This window comes from Telluria antibiotica (genome assembly GCF_011682055.1).
Taxonomy (GTDB): domain Bacteria; phylum Pseudomonadota; class Gammaproteobacteria; order Burkholderiales; family Burkholderiaceae_D; genus Telluria; species Telluria antibiotica.
Window position 1 is genome coordinate 240,093 of the sequence record NZ_JAAQOM010000006.1, and the last position, 21,797, is coordinate 261,889.

Annotated in this window: 22 protein-coding genes; 15 read left to right on the top strand and 7 right to left on the bottom strand. The window is 70.9% G+C overall.

Going from position 1 to position 21,797, the window contains the following annotated elements; genetic code table 11:
- Nucleotides 1-35: 35 nt before the first annotated feature.
- Nucleotides 36-689, top strand: coding sequence for a response regulator (locus HAV22_RS12125; protein ID WP_229421196.1), 654 nt, complete (start codon nt 36-38; stop codon nt 687-689).
- Nucleotides 690-772: 83 nt separating this feature from the next.
- Nucleotides 773-1,408 carry a response regulator transcription factor gene (locus tag HAV22_RS12130; protein ID WP_166859330.1) on the top strand — a complete coding sequence of 212 codons (636 nt, stop codon included), beginning with the start codon at nt 773-775 and terminating at the stop codon, nt 1,406-1,408.
- Here HAV22_RS12130 and HAV22_RS12135 read toward each other — a convergent pair.
- Nucleotides 1,395-2,315 (bottom strand): LysR family transcriptional regulator, encoded by a 921-nt coding sequence (locus HAV22_RS12135; RefSeq protein ID WP_166859331.1) that lies wholly within the window; start codon nt 2,313-2,315, stop codon nt 1,395-1,397. The genes HAV22_RS12130 and HAV22_RS12135 overlap by 14 nt on opposite strands.
- Before the next feature lie 101 nt (nt 2,316-2,416).
- On the opposite strand from HAV22_RS12135, the gene HAV22_RS12140 reads away from it, so the two are divergent.
- Nucleotides 2,417-3,430 (top strand): NAD-dependent epimerase/dehydratase family protein, encoded by a 1,014-nt coding sequence (locus HAV22_RS12140; RefSeq protein WP_166859332.1) that lies wholly within the window; start codon nt 2,417-2,419, stop codon nt 3,428-3,430.
- Here HAV22_RS12140 and HAV22_RS12145 read toward each other — a convergent pair.
- A complete protein-coding gene (locus HAV22_RS12145) occupies nt 3,427-4,368 on the bottom strand; it encodes a LysR family transcriptional regulator (RefSeq protein WP_166859333.1) in 942 nt (313 codons plus the stop codon). The two genes, HAV22_RS12140 and HAV22_RS12145, sit on opposite strands and share 4 nt — an antisense overlap.
- Before the next feature lie 126 nt (nt 4,369-4,494).
- On the opposite strand from HAV22_RS12145, the gene mdcA reads away from it, so the two are divergent.
- The 10 genes from mdcA to HAV22_RS12195 all read left to right on the top strand — a co-directional run bounded on the left by mdcA (nt 4,495) and on the right by HAV22_RS12195 (nt 13,725).
- Nucleotides 4,495-6,156, top strand: coding sequence for a malonate decarboxylase subunit alpha (mdcA, locus tag HAV22_RS12150; protein WP_166859334.1), 1,662 nt, complete (start codon nt 4,495-4,497; stop codon nt 6,154-6,156).
- Entirely contained in the window at nt 6,156-7,049 is an 894-nt protein-coding gene (locus HAV22_RS12155) for a triphosphoribosyl-dephospho-CoA synthase (RefSeq protein WP_166859335.1), read from the top strand. Before mdcA ends, HAV22_RS12155 begins: the two co-directional genes overlap by 1 nt.
- A 2-nt stretch (nt 7,050-7,051) precedes the next feature.
- Nucleotides 7,052-7,363 (top strand): malonate decarboxylase subunit delta, encoded by a 312-nt coding sequence (locus HAV22_RS12160; RefSeq protein ID WP_166859336.1) that lies wholly within the window; start codon nt 7,052-7,054, stop codon nt 7,361-7,363.
- Entirely contained in the window at nt 7,360-8,208 is an 849-nt protein-coding gene (locus tag HAV22_RS12165) for a biotin-independent malonate decarboxylase subunit beta (protein WP_166859337.1), read from the top strand. Before HAV22_RS12160 ends, HAV22_RS12165 begins: the two co-directional genes overlap by 4 nt.
- Complete coding sequence (gene mdcE, locus HAV22_RS12170; protein WP_371869622.1) at nt 8,205-9,032, top strand: biotin-independent malonate decarboxylase subunit gamma; 828 nt, start codon at nt 8,205-8,207, stop codon at nt 9,030-9,032. The genes HAV22_RS12165 and mdcE overlap by 4 nt, the downstream gene beginning before the upstream one ends.
- A gap of 79 nt (nt 9,033-9,111) precedes the next feature.
- On the top strand, nt 9,112-9,519 hold the full coding sequence (gene madL, locus HAV22_RS12175) for a malonate transporter subunit MadL (RefSeq protein WP_166859339.1): 408 nt from the start codon (nt 9,112-9,114) through the stop codon (nt 9,517-9,519).
- A gap of 10 nt (nt 9,520-9,529) precedes the next feature.
- Nucleotides 9,530-10,294, top strand: coding sequence for a malonate transporter subunit MadM (gene madM / locus HAV22_RS12180; RefSeq protein ID WP_166859340.1), 765 nt, complete (start codon nt 9,530-9,532; stop codon nt 10,292-10,294).
- A gap of 1 nt (nt 10,295) precedes the next feature.
- A complete protein-coding gene (locus HAV22_RS12185) occupies nt 10,296-10,898 on the top strand; it encodes a malonate decarboxylase holo-ACP synthase (protein WP_166859341.1) in 603 nt (200 codons plus the stop codon).
- Nucleotides 10,895-11,821 carry a malonate decarboxylase subunit epsilon gene (gene mdcH / locus HAV22_RS12190; RefSeq protein ID WP_166859342.1) on the top strand — a complete coding sequence of 309 codons (927 nt, stop codon included), beginning with the start codon at nt 10,895-10,897 and terminating at the stop codon, nt 11,819-11,821. The genes HAV22_RS12185 and mdcH overlap by 4 nt, the downstream gene beginning before the upstream one ends.
- Before the next feature lie 116 nt (nt 11,822-11,937).
- Nucleotides 11,938-13,725, top strand: coding sequence for an MFS transporter (locus HAV22_RS12195; protein WP_166859343.1), 1,788 nt, complete (start codon nt 11,938-11,940; stop codon nt 13,723-13,725).
- A 10-nt stretch (nt 13,726-13,735) separates the two neighbouring features.
- Here HAV22_RS12195 and HAV22_RS12200 read toward each other — a convergent pair whose 3' ends face one another.
- Genes HAV22_RS12200 through paoA form a run of 5 tightly spaced genes read right to left on the bottom strand, consistent with a single transcriptional unit; the run spans nt 13,736 to nt 20,318 of the window.
- Nucleotides 13,736-14,092, bottom strand: coding sequence for a VOC family protein (locus tag HAV22_RS12200; RefSeq protein ID WP_166859344.1), 357 nt, complete (start codon nt 14,090-14,092; stop codon nt 13,736-13,738).
- The gene (locus HAV22_RS12205) at nt 14,093-16,453 is read right to left on the bottom strand and encodes a hybrid sensor histidine kinase/response regulator (protein ID WP_166859345.1); all 2,361 of its coding nucleotides are present in this window, start codon (nt 16,451-16,453) and stop codon (nt 14,093-14,095) included.
- 52 nt (nt 16,454-16,505) lie between these two features.
- Nucleotides 16,506-18,713, bottom strand: coding sequence for an aldehyde oxidoreductase molybdenum-binding subunit PaoC (paoC, locus tag HAV22_RS12210; RefSeq protein ID WP_166859346.1), 2,208 nt, complete (start codon nt 18,711-18,713; stop codon nt 16,506-16,508).
- A 10-nt stretch (nt 18,714-18,723) separates the two neighbouring features.
- Entirely contained in the window at nt 18,724-19,677 is a 954-nt protein-coding gene (locus HAV22_RS12215) for an FAD binding domain-containing protein (protein WP_166859347.1), read from the bottom strand.
- Nucleotides 19,674-20,318, bottom strand: a complete 645-nt coding sequence (gene paoA / locus HAV22_RS12220) for an aldehyde dehydrogenase iron-sulfur subunit PaoA (RefSeq protein WP_166859348.1) — start codon at nt 20,316-20,318, stop codon at nt 19,674-19,676. The genes HAV22_RS12215 and paoA overlap by 4 nt, the downstream gene beginning before the upstream one ends.
- Nucleotides 20,319-20,598: 280 nt before the next feature.
- On the opposite strand from paoA, the gene HAV22_RS12225 reads away from it, so the two are divergent.
- Together HAV22_RS12225 and HAV22_RS12230 are read left to right on the top strand one after the other, a co-directional pair.
- Entirely contained in the window at nt 20,599-20,994 is a 396-nt protein-coding gene (locus HAV22_RS12225; protein WP_166859349.1) for a hypothetical protein, read from the top strand.
- Nucleotides 20,978-21,778: a DUF2145 domain-containing protein gene (locus HAV22_RS12230; RefSeq protein ID WP_166859350.1), complete on the top strand. Its 801-nt coding sequence runs from the start codon at nt 20,978-20,980 to the stop codon at nt 21,776-21,778. Before HAV22_RS12225 ends, HAV22_RS12230 begins: the two co-directional genes overlap by 17 nt.
- Nucleotides 21,779-21,797: the final 19 nt, after the last annotated feature.

Here is a 21,797-nt window from a genome sequence, read left to right on the forward strand (position 1 = left end):
AATGCTCCTCGAGAGCACAGGACGAGGAGCCTTTCATGTCGATGTACCCGCCGCCGTTGAATAACGCGCGCCCCATCACGCTGCTGATCGCCGACGACCACCCGCTGATCCTGGCCGGTCTGGCCGCGCTGATCCGCGCCGAACCCGGCCTGCAACTTGCCGGCGAGGCCGCGGATGCGCCCACGGCCGTCGCGCAATACATGCGACTGCGGCCCGACGTGATGCTCATCGACCTGAACATGCCGGGCGGCGGCGGCATCGACGCGATCCGCCAGGTGCGCGCGCTCGTGCCGGACGCCCGCATCGTCATCCTCACGGCGTACGATGGCGACGAGGACGTGCACCGCGGCCTGCAGGCCGGTGCCAGCGCCTACCTCCTGAAGCAATCCGGCCTGGACGAGGTGCTGCAGTGCGTGCGCCTCGTGGCCGCCAACCGCCGCTACCTGGCCCCGGGGCTGGCCGACAAGCTGGCGCTGCGCGTGGAAGCGAACCGGCTGTCGCCACGCGAGCTGGAAATCCTCGCGCACCTGGCGGCGGGCATGAGCAACAAGGTCATCGCGCGTACGGAGAACATCGGCGTGGGCACCGTCAAATACCACGTCAACAACATCCTCTCGAAGCTGAACGTGTCGTGCCGGACGGAGGCGGCGTGCGTGGCCGCGCGGCGGGGGCTGATCCACACGTATTGAAATTGAACGAAAGCGGTTGCCGCCGCCGGGGCATGCAGATCTTGTACAATCCGCGCTCGTACCATCCCCCGGCGCCACACCGCATGTACCCATCCACCGCGACCCCGATCCGCGTACTGATCGCGGACGACCACCCCATGATGCGCGAAGGCATAGCCGCGTGCCTGACGGCGCACGGCGGCATCGACGTCGTCGCGCAGGCCCGCGACGGCGACGAGGCGATCCGGCTGTTCACCGCGACGCGCCCGGACGTGGCCCTCGTCGACCTGCAGATGCCCGGCAAGGACGGCCTGGAAGCCATCCGCGCCATCCGCAGCCTGCACCCGGACGCACGCCTGATCGTGCTCACCACGTACGACGGCGACGCGCGCGTCGCGGCCGCGTTGAAGGCCGGCGCGTCGGCCTACCTGCTGAAGAACGTCCCGGGACCGAAGCTCGCCGCCACAGTGCGCGAAGTGCACGACGGCTCGCACATCCTGCCGCTGGCGCTGCGCCGCGACCTCGCGATCCACGATGCGGGCGTCGCGCTGTCGCCGCGCGAACTCGACGTGCTGCGCCTCGCGGCCCGCGGCCATTCCAACCGCGCCATCGGCGAGCAGCTGCACATCGGCGAGACGACGGTGAAGACGCACATGAGCGCGATCCTCGTGAAGCTGGGTGCGAACGACCGCGCGCATGCCGTCACCCTGGCCGCGCAGCGCGGCTTCATCGACCTTTGAGCGCCTGCGCCGACGCGAGATACCCGGCCAGGCCGTCGACGAGCGCATCGAACGCGACGCGGCAGCGCGGGCTGGCGCGCAAGTCCTCGTGCATCGTGACCCACGTGTCGAGCCGGAACGTGAACGCATCCGGCAGCACGCGCACGAGCGCGGGCGCACGGGCGGCGAGCGGCACCTGGCACACGCCGATGCCGGCGCCGGCGCGGATCAGTGCCAGTTGCGCGACGTCGCTGTCCGTGCGCACGGCAAAGCGCTCGCGCGCATAACCGGGCAGCGCCTTCGCGGCCTGGCGCACGAACGGTGTCGGGCGATCGTAGCCGATCACGGCGTGCGCATCGAGGTCGGCCAGCATGGCCGGCGTGCCGCGCCGCGCCAGATAGTCCGGGTGCGCGTGCAGCCCCAGTTCGATGGTGCCGACGCGGCGCGCCACCAATTGTTCCTGGCGCGGCGCCGTCATGCGCACGGCGATGTCGGCCTCGCGCTGCAGCAGGTCGTGCACGCGGTTCGACAGCACGAGTTCCACCTTCAGCGCCGGATGGCGCCGGGCCAGATCCGCCACGATCGCGGGCATCACTTCCACGCCGACGACATCGCTGACGCTGATGCGTACCGTGCCCGCGGCCGCCTCCAGGCCGTCGCGCAGGCCGGACGCCGTGCGCTCCAGCGCGGCCGCCGTGCTTTCCATCGCCGCCGCATGCGCGCGCAGTGCGTGCGCGGCCTCCGTCGGCAGCAGGCCGGTCTGCGAGCGCGTAAACAGCACGAGCCCGAGCGCCGCCTCCAGCGCGGCGACATGGCGCCCGACGGTCGGCTGCGCGACGTCGAGCGCGCGTGCCGCGCCGGACAGCGATCCTTCGCGCAGCACGCCGAGGAAGGCGCGGTACAGCTCCCATTCAATGGTCGATGCCATGGAGTCCTACAAAAATGTCTAGCCGCTGGTATATGTCATGCAATTCCATTGAGCCAGACGAGCCGTTACGCTGTCAACATTTTCAACGCACGGAGGACAGCATGAACGGATCGAACGAACGCAACACCGCCCTCGTACTGGGTGCCAGCGGCGGCATCGGCGGCGAAGTGGCGCGGCAGCTGGCGCGCGCCGGCTGGCAGGTGCGCGGCATGAAGCGCGGCCTGACGGGCGACAAGGTCGACGCCGACGGCATCGCCTGGACGGCCGGCGACGCACTGGACGGCGCCGACGTGGCACGCGCCGCCCGGGGCTGCGCCGTCATCGTGCACGCCGTGAACCCGCCCGGCTACCGCAACTGGGGCCGGCTCGTGCTCCCGATGCTGGACAATACGATCGCGGCCGCGCGCGCGGCGGGCGCGCTCGTCGTCCTGCCCGGCACCGTGTACAACTACGGACCGGACGCCTTTCCCGACGTCGCGGAAGACGCGCCCCAGCGTCCCGCGACGCGCAAGGGTAATCTGCGCGTGCAGATGGAAGCGGCGCTCGAAGCCCACGCGGCCGCCGGCGGCCGGGTATTGATCGTGCGCGCCGGCGACTTCTTCGGTCCGCAGGCAGGCAACAACTGGTTCGCGCAAGGCCTCGTCAAGCCGGGCAAGCCAGTCAGCCGCATCGCCAACCCGGGCGCGGCCGGCGTCGGCCACCAGTGGGCCTATCTCCCCGACGTGGCGGCGACGATGGTCGCACTGATCGAACGCCGGGCAACGCTCGCTCCGTACGCGCGCTTCCACGTGGGCGGCCACTGGGACCCGGATGGCACGGCAATGTACGACGCGATCCGCCGCGTCGTCGCGCGCCGCGGCGGCAAGGCGTCCCTCGGCGCGTTCCCGTGGTGGCTCGTGCGCTTGGCCGCGCCGTTCAACGAGACCTTGCGCGAGCTGTGGGGGATGCGCTATCTGTGGCGGCAAGCGGTCCGTCTCGACAACGCCCGCCTCGTGGCCGTGCTGGGCGCGGAGCCGCACACGCCGCTGGACGTCGCCGTCGAACGCACGCTGGAAGGCCTGGGCTGCCTGCCGAAGGCACCCGCCGCACGCCACGGCGCGGCCGTCGCCGCCTAGCCGCGGGCGCCGACAGGCGCCAGGTCGCCGAGCCGCTGGCCCTTGCCGTACATGCGGCATTCGGCCGCCAGCGCCAGCAGGTTCGGGTCGCGCTCGCGGCTCTTCGACACGATCAGGCTGATGGTCTGGTGCGACGCATAGCGCGCGTCGAGGGGAATGAGCTCGATGCGCGTGCTGAATTCCGCGACGCGACCCGGCAGCAGGCTGTAGCCCATGCCGCCGCTGACCAGGTTGATCAGCGAGAAGATGTCGGACACGCGCATGATCGTCTCTGGCGTGTAGCCCGCCTGGCGGAACGCGTGATCGAAACTGTCGGACGTGACGAAGCCGCCGCCCAGGGTAATGAATTTCTCGTCGTGGAGGTCACGCAGGTCCACGTGGTCGCGGCCGGCGTATGGCGAGCCGAGCGGCGCCGCGAGGTGCACCTCGTCCTCGAACAGGGGCACGGCGAGCAGCTGCGCATCGTCCAGCGGCGCCTGCAGGCCGATGACGATGGCATCGAGCCGGCCTTCGTCCAGGCCGCGCAGCAATTCCTGGTTGGAGCCCAAGGTGAGATCGATCTGCAGCTCGGGCCGGCGCAGCTTCAGGCCCATGAGCAGTTGCGGGATGCAACGCAACGTGAGCGAATACAGCGACCCGATCTTCAGCCGGCCGCCCGCGAATCCGGCCAGTTCGCGCACCTTGCGCACGCCCTCCTCCGTTTCGCTGACGGCGCGCTGCGCGTGCTTCGCGAACGCATACGCGGCCGGCAGCGGCGCCAGGTTGCGGCCCTCGCGCCGGAACAGCGGGCAACGCAGGCCCTCTTCCAGCGTATGCAGGGCGCGGTGCACGCTCACCGTGCTCTGGCCCAGTTCCTCGGACACGCGCGCCAGGCTGTGCAGGCGCATGAAGGCCAGGAACACTTCCAGTTTCTTTAAGGTAATCTCTTCATCGATCATCGCGCCGCTCCTGCGTCGAGCATACCCTAATCATTAACCTCAGAGTAAACATTCGCGTGCCGCGTTGATTGAAGGCCCGGCGTCGTGTTCCTATGCTGGCGTTACCGTCCGTACAAAGGAGACAACATGGAAAGCAACACGCCGGCCCCGCGCCAGTGGGATACGCGGCGCCGCGACAAGGCGCGCCGGATGGCGGCAGCGAGCCACCTCGCCGACGGTCCCGTGCTGGACAGCGAACGTATCGTCGAGGCGCTGCAACTGCTGCTGGCCAGCGGCGACCGCGTGGTCCTCGAGGGGAATAACCAGAAACAGGCGGACTTCCTCGCGCGCGCCCTTGTGCAGGTCGACCCGGACCGCGTGAACCACCTGCACATGATCATGCCCAGCGTAAGCCTGCCGGAGCACCTGGACCTGTTCGAACGGGGCGTCGCCAGCAAACTGGATTTCGCCTACGCGGGCGCGCAAAGCCTGCGCATCTCGCAATTCCTGCAGGAGGGTCAGCTGCAAGTGGGCGCCCTGCATACCTATATCGAACTGTATGCCCGCCTGTACGTCGACCTGACGCCGAACGTCGTCATGGTCGCGGGCTACAAGGCCGACCGCCAGGGCAATCTCTACACGGGGCCCAGCACGGAAGACACGCCGGCCCTCGTCGAGGCGGCGGCGTTCCGCGACGGCATCGTGATCGCGCAAGTGAACGAGATCGTCGACGATCCGAAAGACCTGCCCCGCGTGGACATCCCCGGCGCGTGGATCGACTACGTGGTCCGCTCCGACAAGCCGTTCTACATCGAGCCGCTGTTCACGCGCGACCCGCGCCTCATCAAGCCCGTGCACATCCTGATGGCGATGATGGCGATCCGCGGCGTGTACGAGCGCCACCAGGTGCAGTCACTGAACCACGGCATCGGCTTCAACACGGCCGCCATCGAACTCCTGCTGCCCACGTACGGGGAACGGCTCGGCCTGAAGGGCAAGATCTGCCGCAACTGGACGCTGAACCCGCACCCGACGCTCATTCCCGCCATCGAATCGGGCTGGGTCGACAGCGTGCATTGCTTCGGCGCGGAGCTGGGGATGGAACGCTACACGGCCGCGCGCCCCGACGTGTTCTTCATCGGCCGCGACGGTTCCATGCGCTCGAACCGCGCGTTGTGCCAGCTCGCGGGCCAGTATGCCGTCGACCTGTTCATCGGCTCCACGTTGCAGATGGATGGCCTGGGCAATTCGTCGACCGTCACCCACGGCCGCCTGACGGGCTTCGGCGGCGCGCCGAACATGGGGCACGATCCGCATGGCCGCCGCCATCCGACGCCGGCCTGGCTCGACCTCGTGCAGACGGACGACCCGCTCGCGCGCGGCAAGAAGCTCGTCGTGCAGATGGTCGAGACGTTCCAGGACGGCAGCCAGCCCACGATCGTCGAATCGCTGGACGCCGTGGACGTGGGCAAGGCGTCCGGCATGCCGCTCGCACCCGTGATGATCTACGGCGACGACGTGACCCACGTGCTGACCGAGGAAGGCATCGCCTACCTGTACAAGGCGCAGTCGCTCGAAGAACGCAAGGCGATGCTGGCCGCGGTGGCCGGCGTGACGCCGATCGGGCTGCGCCACGATCCCGCGCAGACGGCCCGCATGCGCGCGCAAGGCCTGATCGCGCTGCCGGAAGACATCGGCGTGCGCCGCGCCGACGCGACCCGCTCGCTGCTCGCGGCGAAGAGCATCGCGGAGCTGGTCGACTGGTCCGGCGGCCTGTACGAGCCGCCCGCCAAATTCAGGAGCTGGTGATGACGGCCGCGAATCCCTTCCCCGTCCGCGACATCCTCACCGCCGACGTGGCGCTACGCCTCGCGGACCACGCCGTGACGGCCCTCGTCGACGAAGCCATGCTGACGCCGAAGCCGGGCCTCGTCGACTTGCGCGGCGCCGGCGCCCACCGCGACCTGAGCTGGCCCCTGATGTGCGCGTCCGCCTGCGCGCTGCGTCCCGCATTTGCACAGATGGCGCTGGCCGGCGGCACGATCGTCAACGACGATGACCGGCTGCGCCGTCGCATCGGCGCCATCGGCCGCGATGCGGAAGCCACGATGATGGCGGCCAGCGGCGGCATCAACACGCACCGCGGCGCGATCTGGGCGCTGGGCCTGCTCGTGACGGCGGCCGCATCGACGGGCCCCGATACCGCCCGCATCGCCGCCCGCGCCGGCCGGCTGGCCCGCGTCGCCGACCCCGGCGCACCGGCCAGCACGGGCCACAAGGGCGAGCGCGCCTGCATCGAGCACGGCGTGGGCGGCGCGCGCGGACAGGCCCGCGCCGGCTTCCCGCACGTGGTCGGGCACGCGCTGCCGATGCTGAAACTGGCGCGGGCACGCGGCGACGCCGAACACCACGCCCGCGTGAACGCCCTGCTGGCCGTGATGGCCACCTTGGACGACACCTGCCTGCTGGCACGCGGCGGCCGCAAGGCGCTGGCCGCTGCGCAGGACGGCGCGCGGCGCGTGCTGGCCTGCGGCGGCATCGCCACGCCGAACGGCCGGCGCGCGTTCGGCGTGCTCGAAGCACGGCTGCGCCGGATGCACGTCTCGCCCGGCGGCGCCGCCGACCTGCTGGCGGCCACGCTGCTGCTGGACCGTATCGAGCGCGGGGTCGCGGTCCCCGCAACGACGATGGAGCTTGGATAAACATGGAAAGACTGGACTACGAATTTGCCGCGGGCCAGCCGGCCGCGGGACGCACGGTCAGCGGCGTCGTCGCCTCGGGCGACCTGGAAGTGCTGCTGGAGCCGGCCGGCGCCGGCCGCACGACGGTGGCCGTGCAGACGGCCGTCGACGGCTACGGCGCCACGTGGAAGGCGCTGCTGGAACGGGTGTTCGGCGCCGGCGACCTGCCGGCCGCCCGTATCGAAATCAACGACAACGGCGCCACGCCCGGCGTCGTGCGCATGCGCATCGAGCAGGCGTACGAACAGGCAGCCACCAAGGGAGGGACGCCATGAGCATCGAGAACCTGTTGAAGCGCGACAGCTTCATCGAGCGGGGCGCCCGCAGCCGCGCGCAGGCGTTGCTGGACCCGGGCACGTTCCGCGAACTGGCGGGGCCTTTTGAACGCCTGCACTCGCCCTGGCTCGCCATGCAGAAGCTCGTGACGCAGGCCGACGACGGCGTCGTCGTCGCCAAGGGCCGGCTCGCGGGCCAACCCACCGTCGTGCTGGCGATCGAAGGCGCCTTCCAGGGCGGCAGCATGGGGGAAATTGGCGGCGCGAAGATCGCCGGCGCGCTGGAACTCGCCGTGCGCGACAACGAACGCGGCGTGCCCACGCAAGCCGTGATCCTGTTCGAGACGGGCGGTGTGCGCCTGCAGGAAGCGAACCTTGGCCTCGCGGCCATCGCCGAGATCCAGTCCGCCATCGTCGCACTGCGCCGGCACCGGCCCGTCGTCGGCGTCAGCGCGGGCACGGTGGGCTGCTACGGCGGCATGTCGATCGCGGCCGGGCTGTGCTCGTACTTCGTGATGACGCGCGAGGCGCGCCTCGGCCTCAACGGCCCGCAAGTGATCGAGCAGGAAGCCGGTGTCGGCGAATTCGATGCGCGTCAGCGCGCGCTGATCTGGGGCCTGACGGGCGGCGAACAGCGCACGGTCACACACTTGGCGGACGCCTGCGTGGAGGACGACACGGCCCAAGTGCGCGCCACGGTCGCCGCCCTGTTCGCGCGCGGCGCCCCGGCCGTGCACCGCAGCGACCGCACGGCCGACTTCCTCGCCTGCCTCGCGCGGGTCGACACGACTACCCAGGCGACGCCCGATGACGTGCGCCGCATCTACGGAAAAGGACTCGGATGATGGAAGCGACGACCTACCACGCCTCGCGCGGCGCGATGTGGCTGCGGCTGCTGACGGGGGGCGCTCATCCCGTCCACGACTGGACGACGGTGCACGCCTGCGACGCCATCCTCGCCGGCCGGCCCGCGCGCTACATCGCTGTCGTGCCCGACCCGGACAACGGCTTCCCGCGCGCCCGCAACGGCGAAGTGGGCCTCGTCGAGGGCTGGCGCCTCGCGCAGGCCGTGCGCGACGTGATCGCACTGGACCGCGACACGACCGAGAAGCGGCCCATCGTCGCCGTCATCGACGTGCCGAGCCAGGCATACGGCCGGCGCGAGGAAGCCTACGGCATCCACCAGGCGCTGGCGGCGGCAGTGGCCGCCTATGCCGACGCACGCCAGGCCGGCCACCCCGTCATCGGCCTGATCGTCGGCCTCGCGATGTCGGGCGCCTTCCTCGCCCACGGTTACCAGGCGAACCGCCTGATCGCACTGGACGATCCAACCGTCGCCGTGCACGCGATGGGCAAGGCCTCCGCCGCGCGCGTGACGTTGCGCTCCGTCGAAGCGCTGGAGAAGCTGGCCGCCAGCGTCCCGCCGATGGCCTACGACATCAGGAGCTTCGCGTCGCTCGGCATCCTGCACGACGTGCTGGCGCTGACGAATCTCGCGCTGCCGGACGAACAGGACATCGCCCTCGTGCACGGCGCGCTGGAGGCTGCGCTGGCCGACATCCTCGAGGACCCGCGGCGCGATCTCGCCTGCCGCCTGGGCGGCGCCCACCGGGCCGCGTCGCGCCGCGTGCGCGACCTGCTCGCCACGGAATGGGAGGCCGCCGACTAGCTACCCGCAGTACCCACCCGGCCGCCAATAACGATAAACACGGCCGGCACCTTTTTTCTTGGACGAAGAGGAGACACACATGATTATCTATGGAACCGCATTGCTGGCCGTCTGCCACCTGCTCGGCATCTTCCTGGGCGACCTGCTCGGCGCGCTGCTGGGCGCCAAGACCAACGTGGGCGGGGTCGGCATCGCCATGATCCTGCTGATTTGCGCCCGCCTGTGGCTGCACAAGCGCGGGCTGATGCCGGCGCAGACCGAGATGGGCGTCGCGTTCTGGGGCGCGATGTACATCCCCGTCGTCGTCGCCATGGCCGCGCAGCAGAACGTCGTGTCGGCGCTGCGCAGCGGCCCCGTCGCGCTGCTCGCCGCCTTCGCTTCGGTGCTCGTGTGCGCCGGCTGCATCTCCCTGATCAACCGCGGCGAGCGCCCGGCGCCCGACACGGAAGCCGACGCCGAAGCCCGCGTCGCCACGCAACGCGCCTGAGAGGACCATCATGCTCGAACTCCTGGAAAAGACCGCCAAACACAACGGCCTCGTGCTGGCCTTCGCCCTCGTGGGCCTCGTGATGATCGTATCGATGCAGCTGTCGCGCCGCCTGACATTCGGCCGCGTGCACGGTTCCGCCATCGCCATCCTCATCGGCCTGGGCCTCGCCTACTGGGGCGGCATCCAGACCGGGGGCCAGAAAGGCCTCGCGGACGTCACGTTGTTCGCCGGCGTCGGCCTGATGGGCGGCGCCATGCTGCGCGACTTCGCCATCGTCGCCACCGCGTTCGAAGTGCAGGTGGTGGAAGCGAAAAAGGCGGGCCTCGTGGGCGCCGTCGCGCTGATGCTCGGCACGGTGCTGCCCTTCATCGTCGGCGCCAGCGTCGCATGGGGCTTCGGCTACCGCGACGCCGTCAGCATCACGACCATCGGCGCCGGCGCCGTCACGTATATCGTCGGTCCGGTGACGGGCGCGGCGATCGGCGCAAGCTCGGAAATCATGGCGCTGTCGATCGCCACGGGCCTCGTCAAGGCGATCATGGTCATGGTCGGCACGCCGATGGCCGCGCGCTTCCTGCGCCTGTCCACGCCGCGCTCCGCGATGGTGTTCGGCGGCCTCGCCGGCACCGTCAGCGGCGTCTCGGCCGGCCTGGCCGCCACCGACCGCCGCCTCGTGCCGTACGGCGCCCTCGTGGCCACGTTCCACACGGGCCTCGGCTGCCTGCTCGGGCCGTCGCTGCTGTACTTCGCCACCCGCTCGCTGGTGGGCTGACGTGAACGCGCCCCGTCCGCACGACCTGCTGTTCGCGCGCGACGCGGGCGCGTTCACGTGCGCGGGCGCGCGGCCGGACTGGTTCGATGCCGGGGCGCCGCTCGTCGTGCGGCGTCAGGCGACGCCGCCCGGCATCGTGGCCGTCGGCGCGCGCGGGCTGCACCGCAACGAGCGCTGTCCAGGCCACGTCGCGCTCGACGCGGTCGCGTCGATCCTGACGCCGCGCATGTTGGCGCACCGGGCGCACGCGGCGGACGCCGATTTCCCCTGCATCGCCGCCCTGCGCGCACTGGCACCGCGGCTGGACGCCCTCGACGTGGACTGGGGCCCGGCCGGCGGTGCCGGCTACTGGCTCGCGTGCGGACTCCCCGTGTTGCGCGCGACGAGCGACCTCGATCTGCTCGTCCGCCTGCCGCGCCGGCCTGCCGCAGCGACGCTGGCAGCCCTCGCCGGGCTGCGGGACGGCCAACCCTGCCGCATCGACATCCAGGTCGACACGGGCGCCGGCGGCTTCGCCCTTGCCGAATACGTGCGTGGCGGCGGCGTGTTGTTGAAGACGGACGCGGGGCCGCGCCTCGTCGCCGACCCGTGGGAGCCGGCATGAGCGTCCTGTTCACGTTCCCGGGCCAGGGCGCGCAGAAGCCGGGCATGCTGCATGCGCTGCCGGACCACGAGGCTGCCGCGTACACGCTCGCGCAAGCGTCGGCGGCGCTGGGCCGCAACGTGCTCGCGCTGGATACGACGGACGCGCTGCGCTCCACGGTCGCCGTCCAGCTGGCACTGCTCGTGGCCGGTGTCGCGACGGCGCGCGTGCTGGACGCGCTGGGCGCGCCGCCGCACATGGTGGCCGGCTTGTCGATCGGTGCGTGGCCCGCGGCCGTCGTCGCGGGCGTGCTCGATTTCACCGATGCGGTCCGCCTCGTCGAGTTGCGCGCCCGGCTCATGGAAGACGCATACCCGTCCGGCTACGGCATGACGGCGATCGGCGGCCTCACGCGCCAGCAGCTGGCGCCGCTGGTCGCGCACGTCCACGGCCCGGACACGCCCGTGTACGTCGCCAACCTGAACGCCCCGCGCCAGCTCGTCGTTGCGGGCGCGGCCGCAGCGCTGGACGCCGTCGCCGCGCTGGCGCTCGACCACGGCGCCCACCGCGCGGAACGCCTGGCCGTCGCCGTGCCCTCGCACTGTCCGCTGCTCGACGAGCAGGCCCGTACGCTGGCCTGCGCCGTCGCGCAAGTCCCGCGCCGGCGGCCGCGCCTCACCTACGTCAGCAGCAGCAAGGCGCGCGCCCTGTTCGATGCGGACGCCATCGTCGCCGACCTCGCCGGGAACATGGCGCGCCCCGTGCTGTGGGCCGACACGTCGCGCCACGCGTGGGAACGGGGCGCCCGCGTCGCACTGGAGATGCCCAGCGGCTCAGTGCTGACACGGCTCGCGCAGGATGCCGATTTCGCCGCGTGCACCGCCCTGTGCGTCGACGGCAACCGCCTCGACACGCTCGTGCAGATCGTACGCGACGCCCGCTAGGCCGTACTTGCCATACCCAATAAACACGGGCGGATCCGCGCAACAACGCGCTTGCCGTCCGCAGCGCCATATCGATCTGGTAAGCTCGGCGGTCGACGACACGACGAGGAGACGACATGACGGCAGGCTTTCCACGCTCCCCCGCCTGGGCCACCCGCTACCTGCTGTGCATCGCCGGCATGGGCGGTCTGCTGTACGGGATCGACGTGGGCATCATCGCCGGCGCGCTGCCCTATCTCGAATCGACGGCAGCGCTGGCGTGGAAGCTGAATGCCCAGCAGCTCAGCTTCATCGTCGCCGCGGTGCTGCTCGGCTCCGTGCTGTCGTCGCTGTTCGCGGGCCTGCTGGCGGACGTCGTCGGCCGCCGCCCCGCGATGGTCCTGTCCGGCGCGCTGTTCGTCGCCAGCATCCCGCTCATTGCCCTCGCGGACGGCTATGTGCCGCTGCTGTGCGGGCGGCTGCTGCAAGGTGTCAGCGGTGGCCTCATCGGCGTGATCGTTCCGCTGTACCTCGCCGAATGCATGGATGCGCGCCGGCGCGGCCGGGGCGCCGCCCTGTTCCAGCTGCTGTTGACGGTAGGCCTCGTGGCCGCGGCCGTCGTCGGCCTCGTGCAGGCGCGCAGCGTGCAGGCGGCGACGGATGTCGCTGCGACACTCCCCGAAGCGGCGCGCGCCGCCGCCGTGCTGGCGGCCAAGGACCACGCGTGGCGCGCCATCTTCTGGGCCTGCCTCACGCCCGGCATCGTGTTCACCGCGGGCTGCCTGCTGCTGGCGGAATCGCCGCGCTGGCTGGCGCAACGGGGCCGGCTCGACGCGGCGCGCGCGGTGCTGCTGCGCACCCGTGCTGCCGCCGACGCCGAGCGCGAACTGGCCGAGATCGCGCGACCGCAGGCGCAAGCGGCCCGCGGCGCCGACCCGCTGCTGTCGCGCCGCTACGTGCTGCCGTTCCTGCTCGCATGCCTGATCCTCGCCTGCAACCAGGCGACGGGGATCAATTCCGTGCTGGCCTATGTCGTCAACATCCTGAACCGCGCGGGCCTGGCGGGCGCGAACGCCAACCTGGCGGACGTGCTGCTGAAGGTGCTGAACGCCGTGATGACGGTCGTCGCCGTGCTCCTCGTCGACCGCAAGGGACGCCGCTTCCTGCTGATGACCGGCACGGCCGGCATCGTCGTCGCGCTGCTCGGCGTCGGCCTGCTGTTCCGCGCGAACGAGGTGCAGCAGCGCGACGTGCTGGCCCAGGTGTCACGGCTGGCGCGCGACGACGGCCTCGCGCTGCGGCTTGACGCACCCACGTTGCGCGCACTGGGCGCCGATCCGTCCGGCCCGCCGCAGGTGCTGACGGTCGCCTATGCCTATGGTCCGTTCACCAACGTGGCCAGCATCCGCAGCGACGATCCCGCGCTGCCGGCACTGCAGGCGCGCCGCGCCGACACCGTCCAGCCGGACAGCGTGATCGGCACGTTCTTCCGCCGCCTGCACCTGAACCCGTTCCCCGACCCGGCGGCGGCCGCGGAGAGCCCGCTCGTGATCGAGAAGGCCCAGGTCGGCCCGCTGCCGGGTACGCGCCACGGCTGGCTCGTGGCAGCGGCGATCTGCCTGTTCGTCGCCAGCTTCGCCGTCGGCCCGGGCGTGTGCGTGTGGCTCGCGTTGTCCGAGCTGATGCCCACCCGGATCCGCTCGAACGGCATGAGCATCGCGCTGTTGATCAACCAGTTCGTGTCGACGTCGATCGCCGCCGTGTTCCTGCCGACCGTCGGGCGCCACGGCTATTCGACGATCTTCTTCTTCGGCGCCGCCTGCACCGTCGTCTACTTCCTCGCATCGGCGTTCCTGCTGCCGGAGACGCGCGGCAAGACGCTGGAAGAGATCGACGCGCAGTTCGCGCGGCCCGCCGCGAAGTGAGCCCTGCCGGCTAGAGGTGCTGGAGGATGTTGAGAAGGCGCCCGAACGGATCGCGGATGAAGAAGCGGCGCACGCCCCACGGCTCCGCTGCCGGGCCGTACTCGGGCGCGAGGCCGGCAGCCGCCGCGCGGCGCAATACCTCGTCCAGGTCGTCGACCTCGATCGACAGGTCCGGCACGGGCGTGCCGTTACCGCCCTCCGCCGCGAAACTCAGCTGCGGCGCGGGATTGCCGCCGCCGCTGCCGGCCAACGTGACGATCCAGCCATGGTCCATCACGACTTCCATGTCGAGAATGCCGCCGTAGAATGCCAGCGCCTGCGCGTTGTCGGCGGTATGGACATTGGCAACGATGCGTTTGACGCCCATTCAATCTCCCATCGGGTTGGTGGCCCGGCGGCGCGCCACGTCCCCGAGCACGTCGAGGATGTCGGCCGCCATCACCGGCTTGACGAAATGGCGGTCGAAGCCGGCCGCCAGCGCGAGGTCGCGGTCGCGCGCCTGGCCGTAGCCGCTGACCGCGACGAGCGGCAAGGTCGCCATGCCCGGCAGCGCGCGCAGGCGGCGCGCCAGTTCGTGGCCGTCGAATTCCGGCAGGCCGATGTCGAGCACGCACAGGTCCGGCTTGTGCCCGGCCGCGTACGCGAGCGCCTGGCCGGGGCTGTGCCAGACCGTGGCGCGGTGGCCGACCGCTTCGATGTACATGGCGAGGATCTGGGCCGCGTCGACGTTGTCGTCGACGATCAGCACTTCGAGCGCCTGCTCCGGCGGCGCGGGCTGCGCCGCGCCCGGCCCGCCGCCGGCATCGTCGCCCTCCACGCGCAGGCGCGGCAACACGACGGTGAAGCGGCTGCCGCGGCCGGGCCCGTCGCTGTGCGCGGACACCGTGCCGTCGTGCAGCTCAACGAGGCTCCTCACGAGCGCGAGGCCGATGCCGAGGCCACCCTGCGCGCGGTCGGCGCTGCGCTCTGCCTGTGAAAAGAGCTCGAACGCGCGCGCCGTCAGCTCCGGTGTCATGCCGATGCCGTTGTCGCACACGTCCACGGTCACGCACGCGTCGTCCACGCGCAGGTGCAGGTCGATGCGCCCGCCGTCCGGCGGCTGGCTCGGCGTGTACCGCGCGGCATTGCCGAGGATATTGGAGAACACCTGCACGAGCCGCTTGCGGTCGCCGGACACGAGGGCCTCGTCGGACGGCAGGTGCAGCTCCAGCCGATGGCCCTTGGCCTTGACCTGCGGGCGCGCCTGTTCGACGGCTTCCGCGATCGCCCCGGCCAGCGGCACGGGTGCGCGCTCGAGCGTGATCAGGCCGCGCGTCACGCGCGACACGTCCAGCAGGTCGTCGATCAGCCCCGTCATGTGGCGCGCCTGCCGGCCGATGATGGTCGTCACCTGGCGCACGCGCTCCTCGTCCGGACGGCCGACCTTCAGGAAGTCGGCGGCGGCCGTGATCGGCGCCAGCGGGTTACGCAGCTCATGGGCCAGCATCGCGAGGAACTCGTCCTTGCGCCGGTCCGCCTCGTGCAGCGCGCGCTGGGCTTCCTTGATCGGCGTGACGTCGACCATCACGGCCACGCCTTCCGTGGGCGGATCGTCCATCGTGATGGAGCCCATCTGCACGCTGACGCGGCTGCCGTCCTTGCGGAAGTATTCCTTCACGAGGTTCTCGATGCGGCCCACGGTGCGCAGCTGCGCCATCGCGCGCGCCGTCGCCTCCGCCCATTCCGGCGGCGTCAAGGTGCGCGATGCCAAGCCATCACGCTCGAAGTCCTCGCGCGTATAGCCCAGCATGTCGAGGAACGCCTGGTTCGTCTCGATGATCGTGCCGTCCATGCGGTAGCGCACGATGCCGACGACGTTCGATTCCGCGAGCCGGCGGAACCGCGCCTCGCTCTGGCGCAGTGCTTCCTCGTGGCGTTTTTGCTGGTCGATGTCCGTGCACGTGCCCATCCAGCGCACGATGCGCCCCTCGGCATCGCGCACGGGGAGCGCGCGGCCCAGCACCCAGCGGTACTCGCCGCTGCGGTGGCGCAGGCGGTATTCGATCTCGTACGGCGCGCCCGTCGCCAGCGACATGCGCCAGGCCGCCCACGCGTGTTCACGGTCGTCCTCGTGGAACATGGCGTTCCAGAGTTCGCCGTCCGTTTCGCCGTCGCGCATGCCGGTGAAGTCGTACCAGTGCTGGTTGTAGTAGTCGTGGTAACCGTCCGGCAGCGTCGACCACACCATCTGCGGCATCGCGTCGGCGACGGCGCGAAAGCCCGCGTCGCCGGCCGGCAGCGCGGCAGGACCGCAGGCTGTGCAGGTGAAGCCCCGCACCGTGCCCTCCAGGTCGCGCAGCGGCGCGAAGGCGAGGTCCAGCCACGGCGCGGTGCCGGCAGCGCCCGCAGTGCGCAGGCACTGATCGACGCGGAACGCTGCGCCGCCCAGCGCGCGCGCCGCGTGTACCGCCAGCCCGTCCCACGCCGCGGGCCAGTCGGACAGGCGCGCGCCGAACAGGCCCGGATGGTACGTCCCCAGCAGCGGCGCCGCTGCGTCGTTGTACAGCACGCCCTGCGCGTCGCCCCAGGCGAGGAGCATGGGCATCGGCGCGTCGAACAGGAAGCGCGCGGCGTGCGCGAGCGCGGGCGGCCACCCGGACGGCGCGCCGAGCGGCGACGCCGTCCAGTCGCACGCGCGCAGCGTCCCCTCGATGCCAAGTGCGGAAGACCTGCCGGCGAAATCGTTCATGGCATCCTGTCGGTGGCGCGGCCGCGACACGGCGTCCGCCATTCTAGCCTGTTCAAGCATACGCGGGCATCCCCGGCAGCAGCTTGTCGAGCGTGACGGGATAATCGCGCACGCGCACGCCCGTGGCATTGTAGATCGCGTTCGCCACCGCCGCCGCCACGCCGCAGATGCCGAGTTCCCCAACGCCCTTCGCCTTCATCGGCGACGACATCGGGTCCGTCTCGTCGAGGAAGATCACCTCCTGGTGCGGGATGTCCGCATGGACGGGCACCTCGTAACCGGCCAGGTCGTGGTTGACGAAGAAGCCGGCGCGCTTGTCCACGACGAGATCTTCCATCAGCGCGGCGCCCACGCCCATCGTCATCGCGCCGATCACCTGGCTGCGCGCCGATTTCGGGTTCAGGATGCGGCCCGCCGCGCACACGGCCAGCATGCGGCGCACGCGCACCTCCGCTGTCGCCGCGTCCACCGCGACCTCGACGAAATGCGCGCCGAACGTCGACTGCTGGTACGTCTTCGCGAGGTCGCCGTATTCCATCGTATCCTCGCCGACGACGACGGCGTCGCGCGCCGCCTGCGCGAGCGGCAGCGCCTTGCCGCCGGCGCGCACCATGCCTTCGGCGAATTCTGCATGCGCCGGGTCCAGGCCCAGCTTCTTCGCCACGTGCTCGCGCAGCTTGACGCAGGCCGCGTACACGCCGGCCGTCGAGCTGTTGCCGCCCCACTGGCCGCCGGAGCCGGCCGACACGGGATACGTGGAGTCGCCCAGGCGCACGTTCACGCGCTCGAGCGGCACGCCCAGCATCTCCGCCGCCGTCTGGCCGATGATCGTGTAGGTGCCGGTGCCGATGTCCGTCATGTCCGTCTCGACGGTCACGGTGCCGTCCCGCTCGAGCCGCACGCGCGCGCCCGACTTCATGTTGATGTTGTTGCGGAAGGCGCCGGCCATGCCGTAGCCGACGAGCCAGCGGCCGTCGCGCACCTGGGCCGGCCTGGGATTGCGCTTGTCCCAGCCGAAGCGCTCCGCACCCGTCCGCAGGGTGTCGACGAAGCGCCGCGTCGAAAATTTTCGGCCGGGCTTTTCCGGGTCCACCGTCGTATCGTTCACGATCCGCAGCATGACAGGATCCATGCCGAGCCTTTCCGCCAGCTCGTCCATCGCGATCTCCAGCGCCATCAGGCCGGGTGCCTCGCCCGGCGCGCGCATCGCGTTGCCCTCCGCGAGGTCGAGCACCGCAAGCCGCATCTGCGTGAAGCGGTTCGCGCCCGCGTAGAACAGGCGCGTCTGGTTCACCGCCGTTTCCGGCTGGCCGCCCGGCAGGTCGCCCGACCAGCTCTCGTGCGCGATCGCCGCGATGCGCCCCTCGCGCGTGGCGCCGATGCGGATGTGCTGGATCGTCGCCGGCCGGTGCGTCGTGTTGTTCATCATGAGGGCGCGCTGCAACGTGACCTTCACGGGCCGCCCCGCCGCCTTCGCGCCCAGCGCCGCCAGCAGCGCTTCCGAACGGAGGAACAGCTTGCCGCCGAAGCCGCCGCCGACGTAGGGCGAGACGAGCCGCACGTTGGCCTCCGGGATGCCCAGCGTTTTCGCCATGTCCTGCACGCCCCAGTGCACCATCTGGTTCGACGTGTACAACGTCAGCTTGTTGCCTTGCCAGACCGCGATCGACGCGTGCGGCTCCATCATGGCGTGCGTCTGGTCCGGCGTGCGGTAGACGGCGTCGACCTTCGCGGGCGCAGTCGCGAACGCGTGGTCGAAGTCGCCCACCTTCGTCGTCGACTTGTCCTTCTGCTTGCTGCCGGACGGGCCGGCCGCGTTCATCGCCGCCTCGAGGTCGTACACGCCCTTCTGCGGCGCATACTCGACGTGCACGAGGCTCGCCGCGGCGCGCGCCTGCTCGAACGTCTGCGCGACGACGACGGCGACCGCCTGGTGATAGTGCTGCACCTCGGGGCCCGCGAGCAGCCGCGCCGTGTTCTTGTCGCCTTTCCCCAGCTTGCCCGCGTTCTCGTACGTGACGACGGCGATGACACCCGGCGCGGCGCGCGCCGCCGCGGTATCGATCTTCGTGATGCGGCCTTTCGCGATGGCGGCGCCGACGACCCAGCCGTAGGCGGCGTCCGGTACGGCATCGTGCCGTTCGTACGCATACGGCGCCGTGCCGGTCGTCTTGAACGGGCCGTCGATGCGGTCCGTCGGCTTGCCGACCACCTGCAGGCGGTCGATGGGATTCGTCTTGGCGGGTGTCGTGAATTTCATCGCTGCCTCCTCATGCCTTGCGTGCATCCGCCAGCACGGCGGCCAGCGTGCGCTGGACGAGCGGGACCTTGAACGCGTTGTCGGCCGTCGTCCGCGCCCCCGCCAGCAGTTCGTCGGTGACTGCCTTGGCCCCGTGCGGCATCCGGCTCTCCGCGGCCTGCACCCGCCACGGCCGATGTGCGACGCCGCCCAGCGCGACGCGACCGACGCCGTCCGGCCGGACGACCGCGGCCACGGACACGAGCGCGAACGCGTACGACGAGCGGTCGCGCACCTTGTGGTAGTAGTGCCTGCCTTTCAGCGGCTGCGGCAACGTGACGGCCGTGATCAACTCGCCCGGAACCAGGGTGTTTTCGATATGCGGCGTCGCTCCGGGCAGCCGGTAGAAGTCGGCGATGGGGATCGTGCGCGCCGTACCGTCCGGGCGCACGGTTTCCACGCCCGCGTCCAGCAACTGCATCGCCACCGCCATGTCGCTCGGGTGCGTGGCGATGCAGGCGTCGCTGTGGCCGACGATGGCCAGCTGGCGCGTGTAGCCGCCGATCGCAGAGCAGCCGCTGCCCGGCGTGCGCTTGTTGCACGCCATGTTCGTGTCGTAGAAATACGGGCAGCGGGTGCGCTGCAGCAGGTTGCCGGCCGTGGTCGCCTTGTTGCGCAGCTGGGCCGACGCACCCGCCAGCAGCGCCCGGGCCAGCACGGCGTAGTCGCGCCGCACGCGCAAATCGGCCGCCAGGTCCGTGTTGCGCACGAGGGCGCCCACGCGCAGGCCGCCGTCCGGCATCGATTCGATCTTGTCGAGTTCCAGGCCGTTGACGTCGACGAGGTGCGGCGGCGTTTCGATCTCGAGCTTCATCAGGTCGAGCAGGTTCGTGCCGCCGGCGATGAAGCGCGCGCCCGGGTGCTGCGCAGCGGCCGCCGCCGCTTCGGCCGGCGTGCCGGCACGCTGGTAGGTGAACGCTTTCATGCCTTGCCTCCCGCGACCTCGGTGATGGCGTCGATGATGTTCGAGTACGCGCCGCAGCGGCAGATGTTGCCGCTCATGCGCTCGCGCAGCTCCGCCGGCGACAGCAATGGCTGCGCGTTCAGGTCCGCGCTCACGTGGCTCGGCACGCCGCGCCGGATCTCGTCCAGCGCCGCAACGGCCGAACAGATCTGCCCCGGCGTGCAATAGCCGCACTGGTAGCCGTCGTGCCTGACGAACGCCGCCTGCAGCGGATGCAGCTTGTCGGGCGTGCCGAGGCCTTCGATCGTCGTGACTTCCGCCCCCTCGTGCATCACGGCGAGGCTCAGGCAGGCGTTGATCCGGCGGCCGTCGACGATCACCGTGCAGGCGCCGCACTGGCCCTGGTCGCAGCCCTTCTTGGTGCCCGTCAGGTGCAGGTGCTCGCGCAGCATGTCGAGCAACGTGGTGCGGGTGTCGAGTTCCAGCTCGCGGCGCTGGCCGTTGACGCGCAGCGCCACCTTGGCCGTCACGGGTGCCGGCGTCGTAGCCCCTGACTCGGCACCGTGCGCGCAGCCGAGCGGAAGCGCCGCGGCCGTCGCCGACAGCGCGCCGCCGATCAGCAGGTCGCGCCGCGTCTGGTTGATATCGGTGGAATCGGTCATGGCGTGCGTCCTCCTGATTGAGCCCTCGTCAGATTGCGCATATTAAATCCGTTTCGGCGAGACCCCCTGCACGGTACGCCGGCCGGCCCGGCGCATCGGGCCGTTGCGTAAATTCGGCGATTTCCGGGGCCGTGTGCGCATCGGTCCGCAAGCCTTCCGGCCGCACTGCCGGTAGCGCCAGGCAGTACCAAAAGGCGCGCAGCGTGCTACTTTTGCAAGTTGGACTTGGCCCGGCATGGTGCTCACGGCAACATGGCGCCACGTTATTCACGGAGGGATCATGAAACGCTTGTTGCTCGCAACGTTGTTGGGCCTGGCCTGCGCCAGCGCCTCCGCCGCCGATCCGTCGGCGCCCTCGAGGGCCATCAGCGAAGTCACGGGAAGTGTCGTGGTCGGCTCGCTCGTCGCCGTCAGCGTCACCGGGAGCGTCGTCGTCGCCAGCGTGGAAGCGGTGGCCGACGGTGTCGAAGTCGTGCTCGAAGGCGCGGGCCAGGCCAGCCGCGCGACCGTCCGCCTGTCGGGCGAGGCCGCACGCGGCCTGTCGATCGCCGCCGGCACCGTGCTGCAGGTCGTCGCCATGTCGGCCGGCCAGGCGCTCGTCCTGTCGGGCAAGGTAATCGCATTCATCCCGAACGAAGTCGGCCAGGCGCTCCTTCACCATGCCCGCGCGTCCTGACCGCCGCGTCGCCCGGCTGGCCTGCGCGCTGGCGCTGGCCGCAGCCCTGCCTGCGCACGCGGGCCAGACTTGCCGTGAGGAGCCGCTGAGCGTGGACGAGGTGCGCCGGTCGCTGTCGCTCGCGCAGCGGACGTATGCCGCCCTCGAGGAAAGCGGCGCCACCGTCGCCCTCTTGGCCCGCGCCGGCCAGGACCTCAGCAAGTACGGTATCGACTACTCGCACATGGGCATCGTCGTGCGCGACCACGCGGCCGGCCGCTGGACCGTCGTGCAAGAGCTGAACGCGTGCGGCACTGCCAGCTCCGACCTGTACGTGGACGGCGTCGGCAACTTCTTCCTGACGGACTTGTACCGCTACCGGGCGCAGGTCGTCATTCCGCCGCCCGACGTGCAGGCGCGCGTGGCGCAGCTGCTCGCGAGCCGCACGGCGCGGCGCCTGCACGACCCGCACTACAACATGCTCGCGTATGTGTATTCGACGCGCTACCAGAACTCGAACCAGTGGGTGCTCGAGACCCTGGCCGCCGCCAGCGCGCCGCCGGGCGCCGTCGAGACCCGCGCCGAGGCCCAGTCCTGGCTGCAGGGCCAGGGTTACCACGTGCGCACCATCCAGATCCCGGCCGTCACCCGCCTGGGCGCGCGCATGTTCCGCGCCAACGTCGCGTTCGACGACCACCCGTTCGACCGCCGCATGGCCGGGCGGATCGACACCGTGTCCACGGACGCCATCGTGGACTTCGTGCGCGGGCAGGATCCGCGGGCGCGCGTGTTCGTCGTCGAGTAAGGCATCGGGCGGCGGCTGC

Coding starts and splice junctions, on each gene's coding strand:
- HAV22_RS12125 (WP_229421196.1), top strand. CDS start 36: ATGTCGATGTACCCGCCGCCGTTGAATAACGCGCGCCCCATCACGCTG.
- HAV22_RS12205 (WP_166859345.1), bottom strand. CDS start 16,453: ATGAACGATTTCGCCGGCAGGTCTTCCGCACTTGGCATCGAGGGGACG.
- HAV22_RS12195 (WP_166859343.1), top strand. CDS start 11,938: ATGACGGCAGGCTTTCCACGCTCCCCCGCCTGGGCCACCCGCTACCTG.
- mdcA (WP_166859334.1), top strand. CDS start 4,495: ATGGAAAGCAACACGCCGGCCCCGCGCCAGTGGGATACGCGGCGCCGC.
- madM (WP_166859340.1), top strand. CDS start 9,530: ATGCTCGAACTCCTGGAAAAGACCGCCAAACACAACGGCCTCGTGCTG.
- HAV22_RS12225 (WP_166859349.1), top strand. CDS start 20,599: ATGAAACGCTTGTTGCTCGCAACGTTGTTGGGCCTGGCCTGCGCCAGC.
- HAV22_RS12130 (WP_166859330.1), top strand. CDS start 773: ATGTACCCATCCACCGCGACCCCGATCCGCGTACTGATCGCGGACGAC.
- mdcE (WP_371869622.1), top strand. CDS start 8,205: ATGATGGAAGCGACGACCTACCACGCCTCGCGCGGCGCGATGTGGCTG.
- HAV22_RS12145 (WP_166859333.1), bottom strand. CDS start 4,368: ATGATCGATGAAGAGATTACCTTAAAGAAACTGGAAGTGTTCCTGGCC.
- HAV22_RS12140 (WP_166859332.1), top strand. CDS start 2,417: ATGAACGGATCGAACGAACGCAACACCGCCCTCGTACTGGGTGCCAGC.
- madL (WP_166859339.1), top strand. CDS start 9,112: ATGATTATCTATGGAACCGCATTGCTGGCCGTCTGCCACCTGCTCGGC.
- HAV22_RS12135 (WP_166859331.1), bottom strand. CDS start 2,315: ATGGCATCGACCATTGAATGGGAGCTGTACCGCGCCTTCCTCGGCGTG.
- paoC (WP_166859346.1), bottom strand. CDS start 18,713: ATGAAATTCACGACACCCGCCAAGACGAATCCCATCGACCGCCTGCAG.
- HAV22_RS12165 (WP_166859337.1), top strand. CDS start 7,360: ATGAGCATCGAGAACCTGTTGAAGCGCGACAGCTTCATCGAGCGGGGC.
- paoA (WP_166859348.1), bottom strand. CDS start 20,318: ATGACCGATTCCACCGATATCAACCAGACGCGGCGCGACCTGCTGATC.
- mdcH (WP_166859342.1), top strand. CDS start 10,895: ATGAGCGTCCTGTTCACGTTCCCGGGCCAGGGCGCGCAGAAGCCGGGC.
- HAV22_RS12200 (WP_166859344.1), bottom strand. CDS start 14,092: ATGGGCGTCAAACGCATCGTTGCCAATGTCCATACCGCCGACAACGCG.
- HAV22_RS12155 (WP_166859335.1), top strand. CDS start 6,156: ATGACGGCCGCGAATCCCTTCCCCGTCCGCGACATCCTCACCGCCGAC.
- HAV22_RS12230 (WP_166859350.1), top strand. CDS start 20,978: ATGCCCGCGCGTCCTGACCGCCGCGTCGCCCGGCTGGCCTGCGCGCTG.
- HAV22_RS12160 (WP_166859336.1), top strand. CDS start 7,052: ATGGAAAGACTGGACTACGAATTTGCCGCGGGCCAGCCGGCCGCGGGA.
- HAV22_RS12215 (WP_166859347.1), bottom strand. CDS start 19,677: ATGAAAGCGTTCACCTACCAGCGTGCCGGCACGCCGGCCGAAGCGGCG.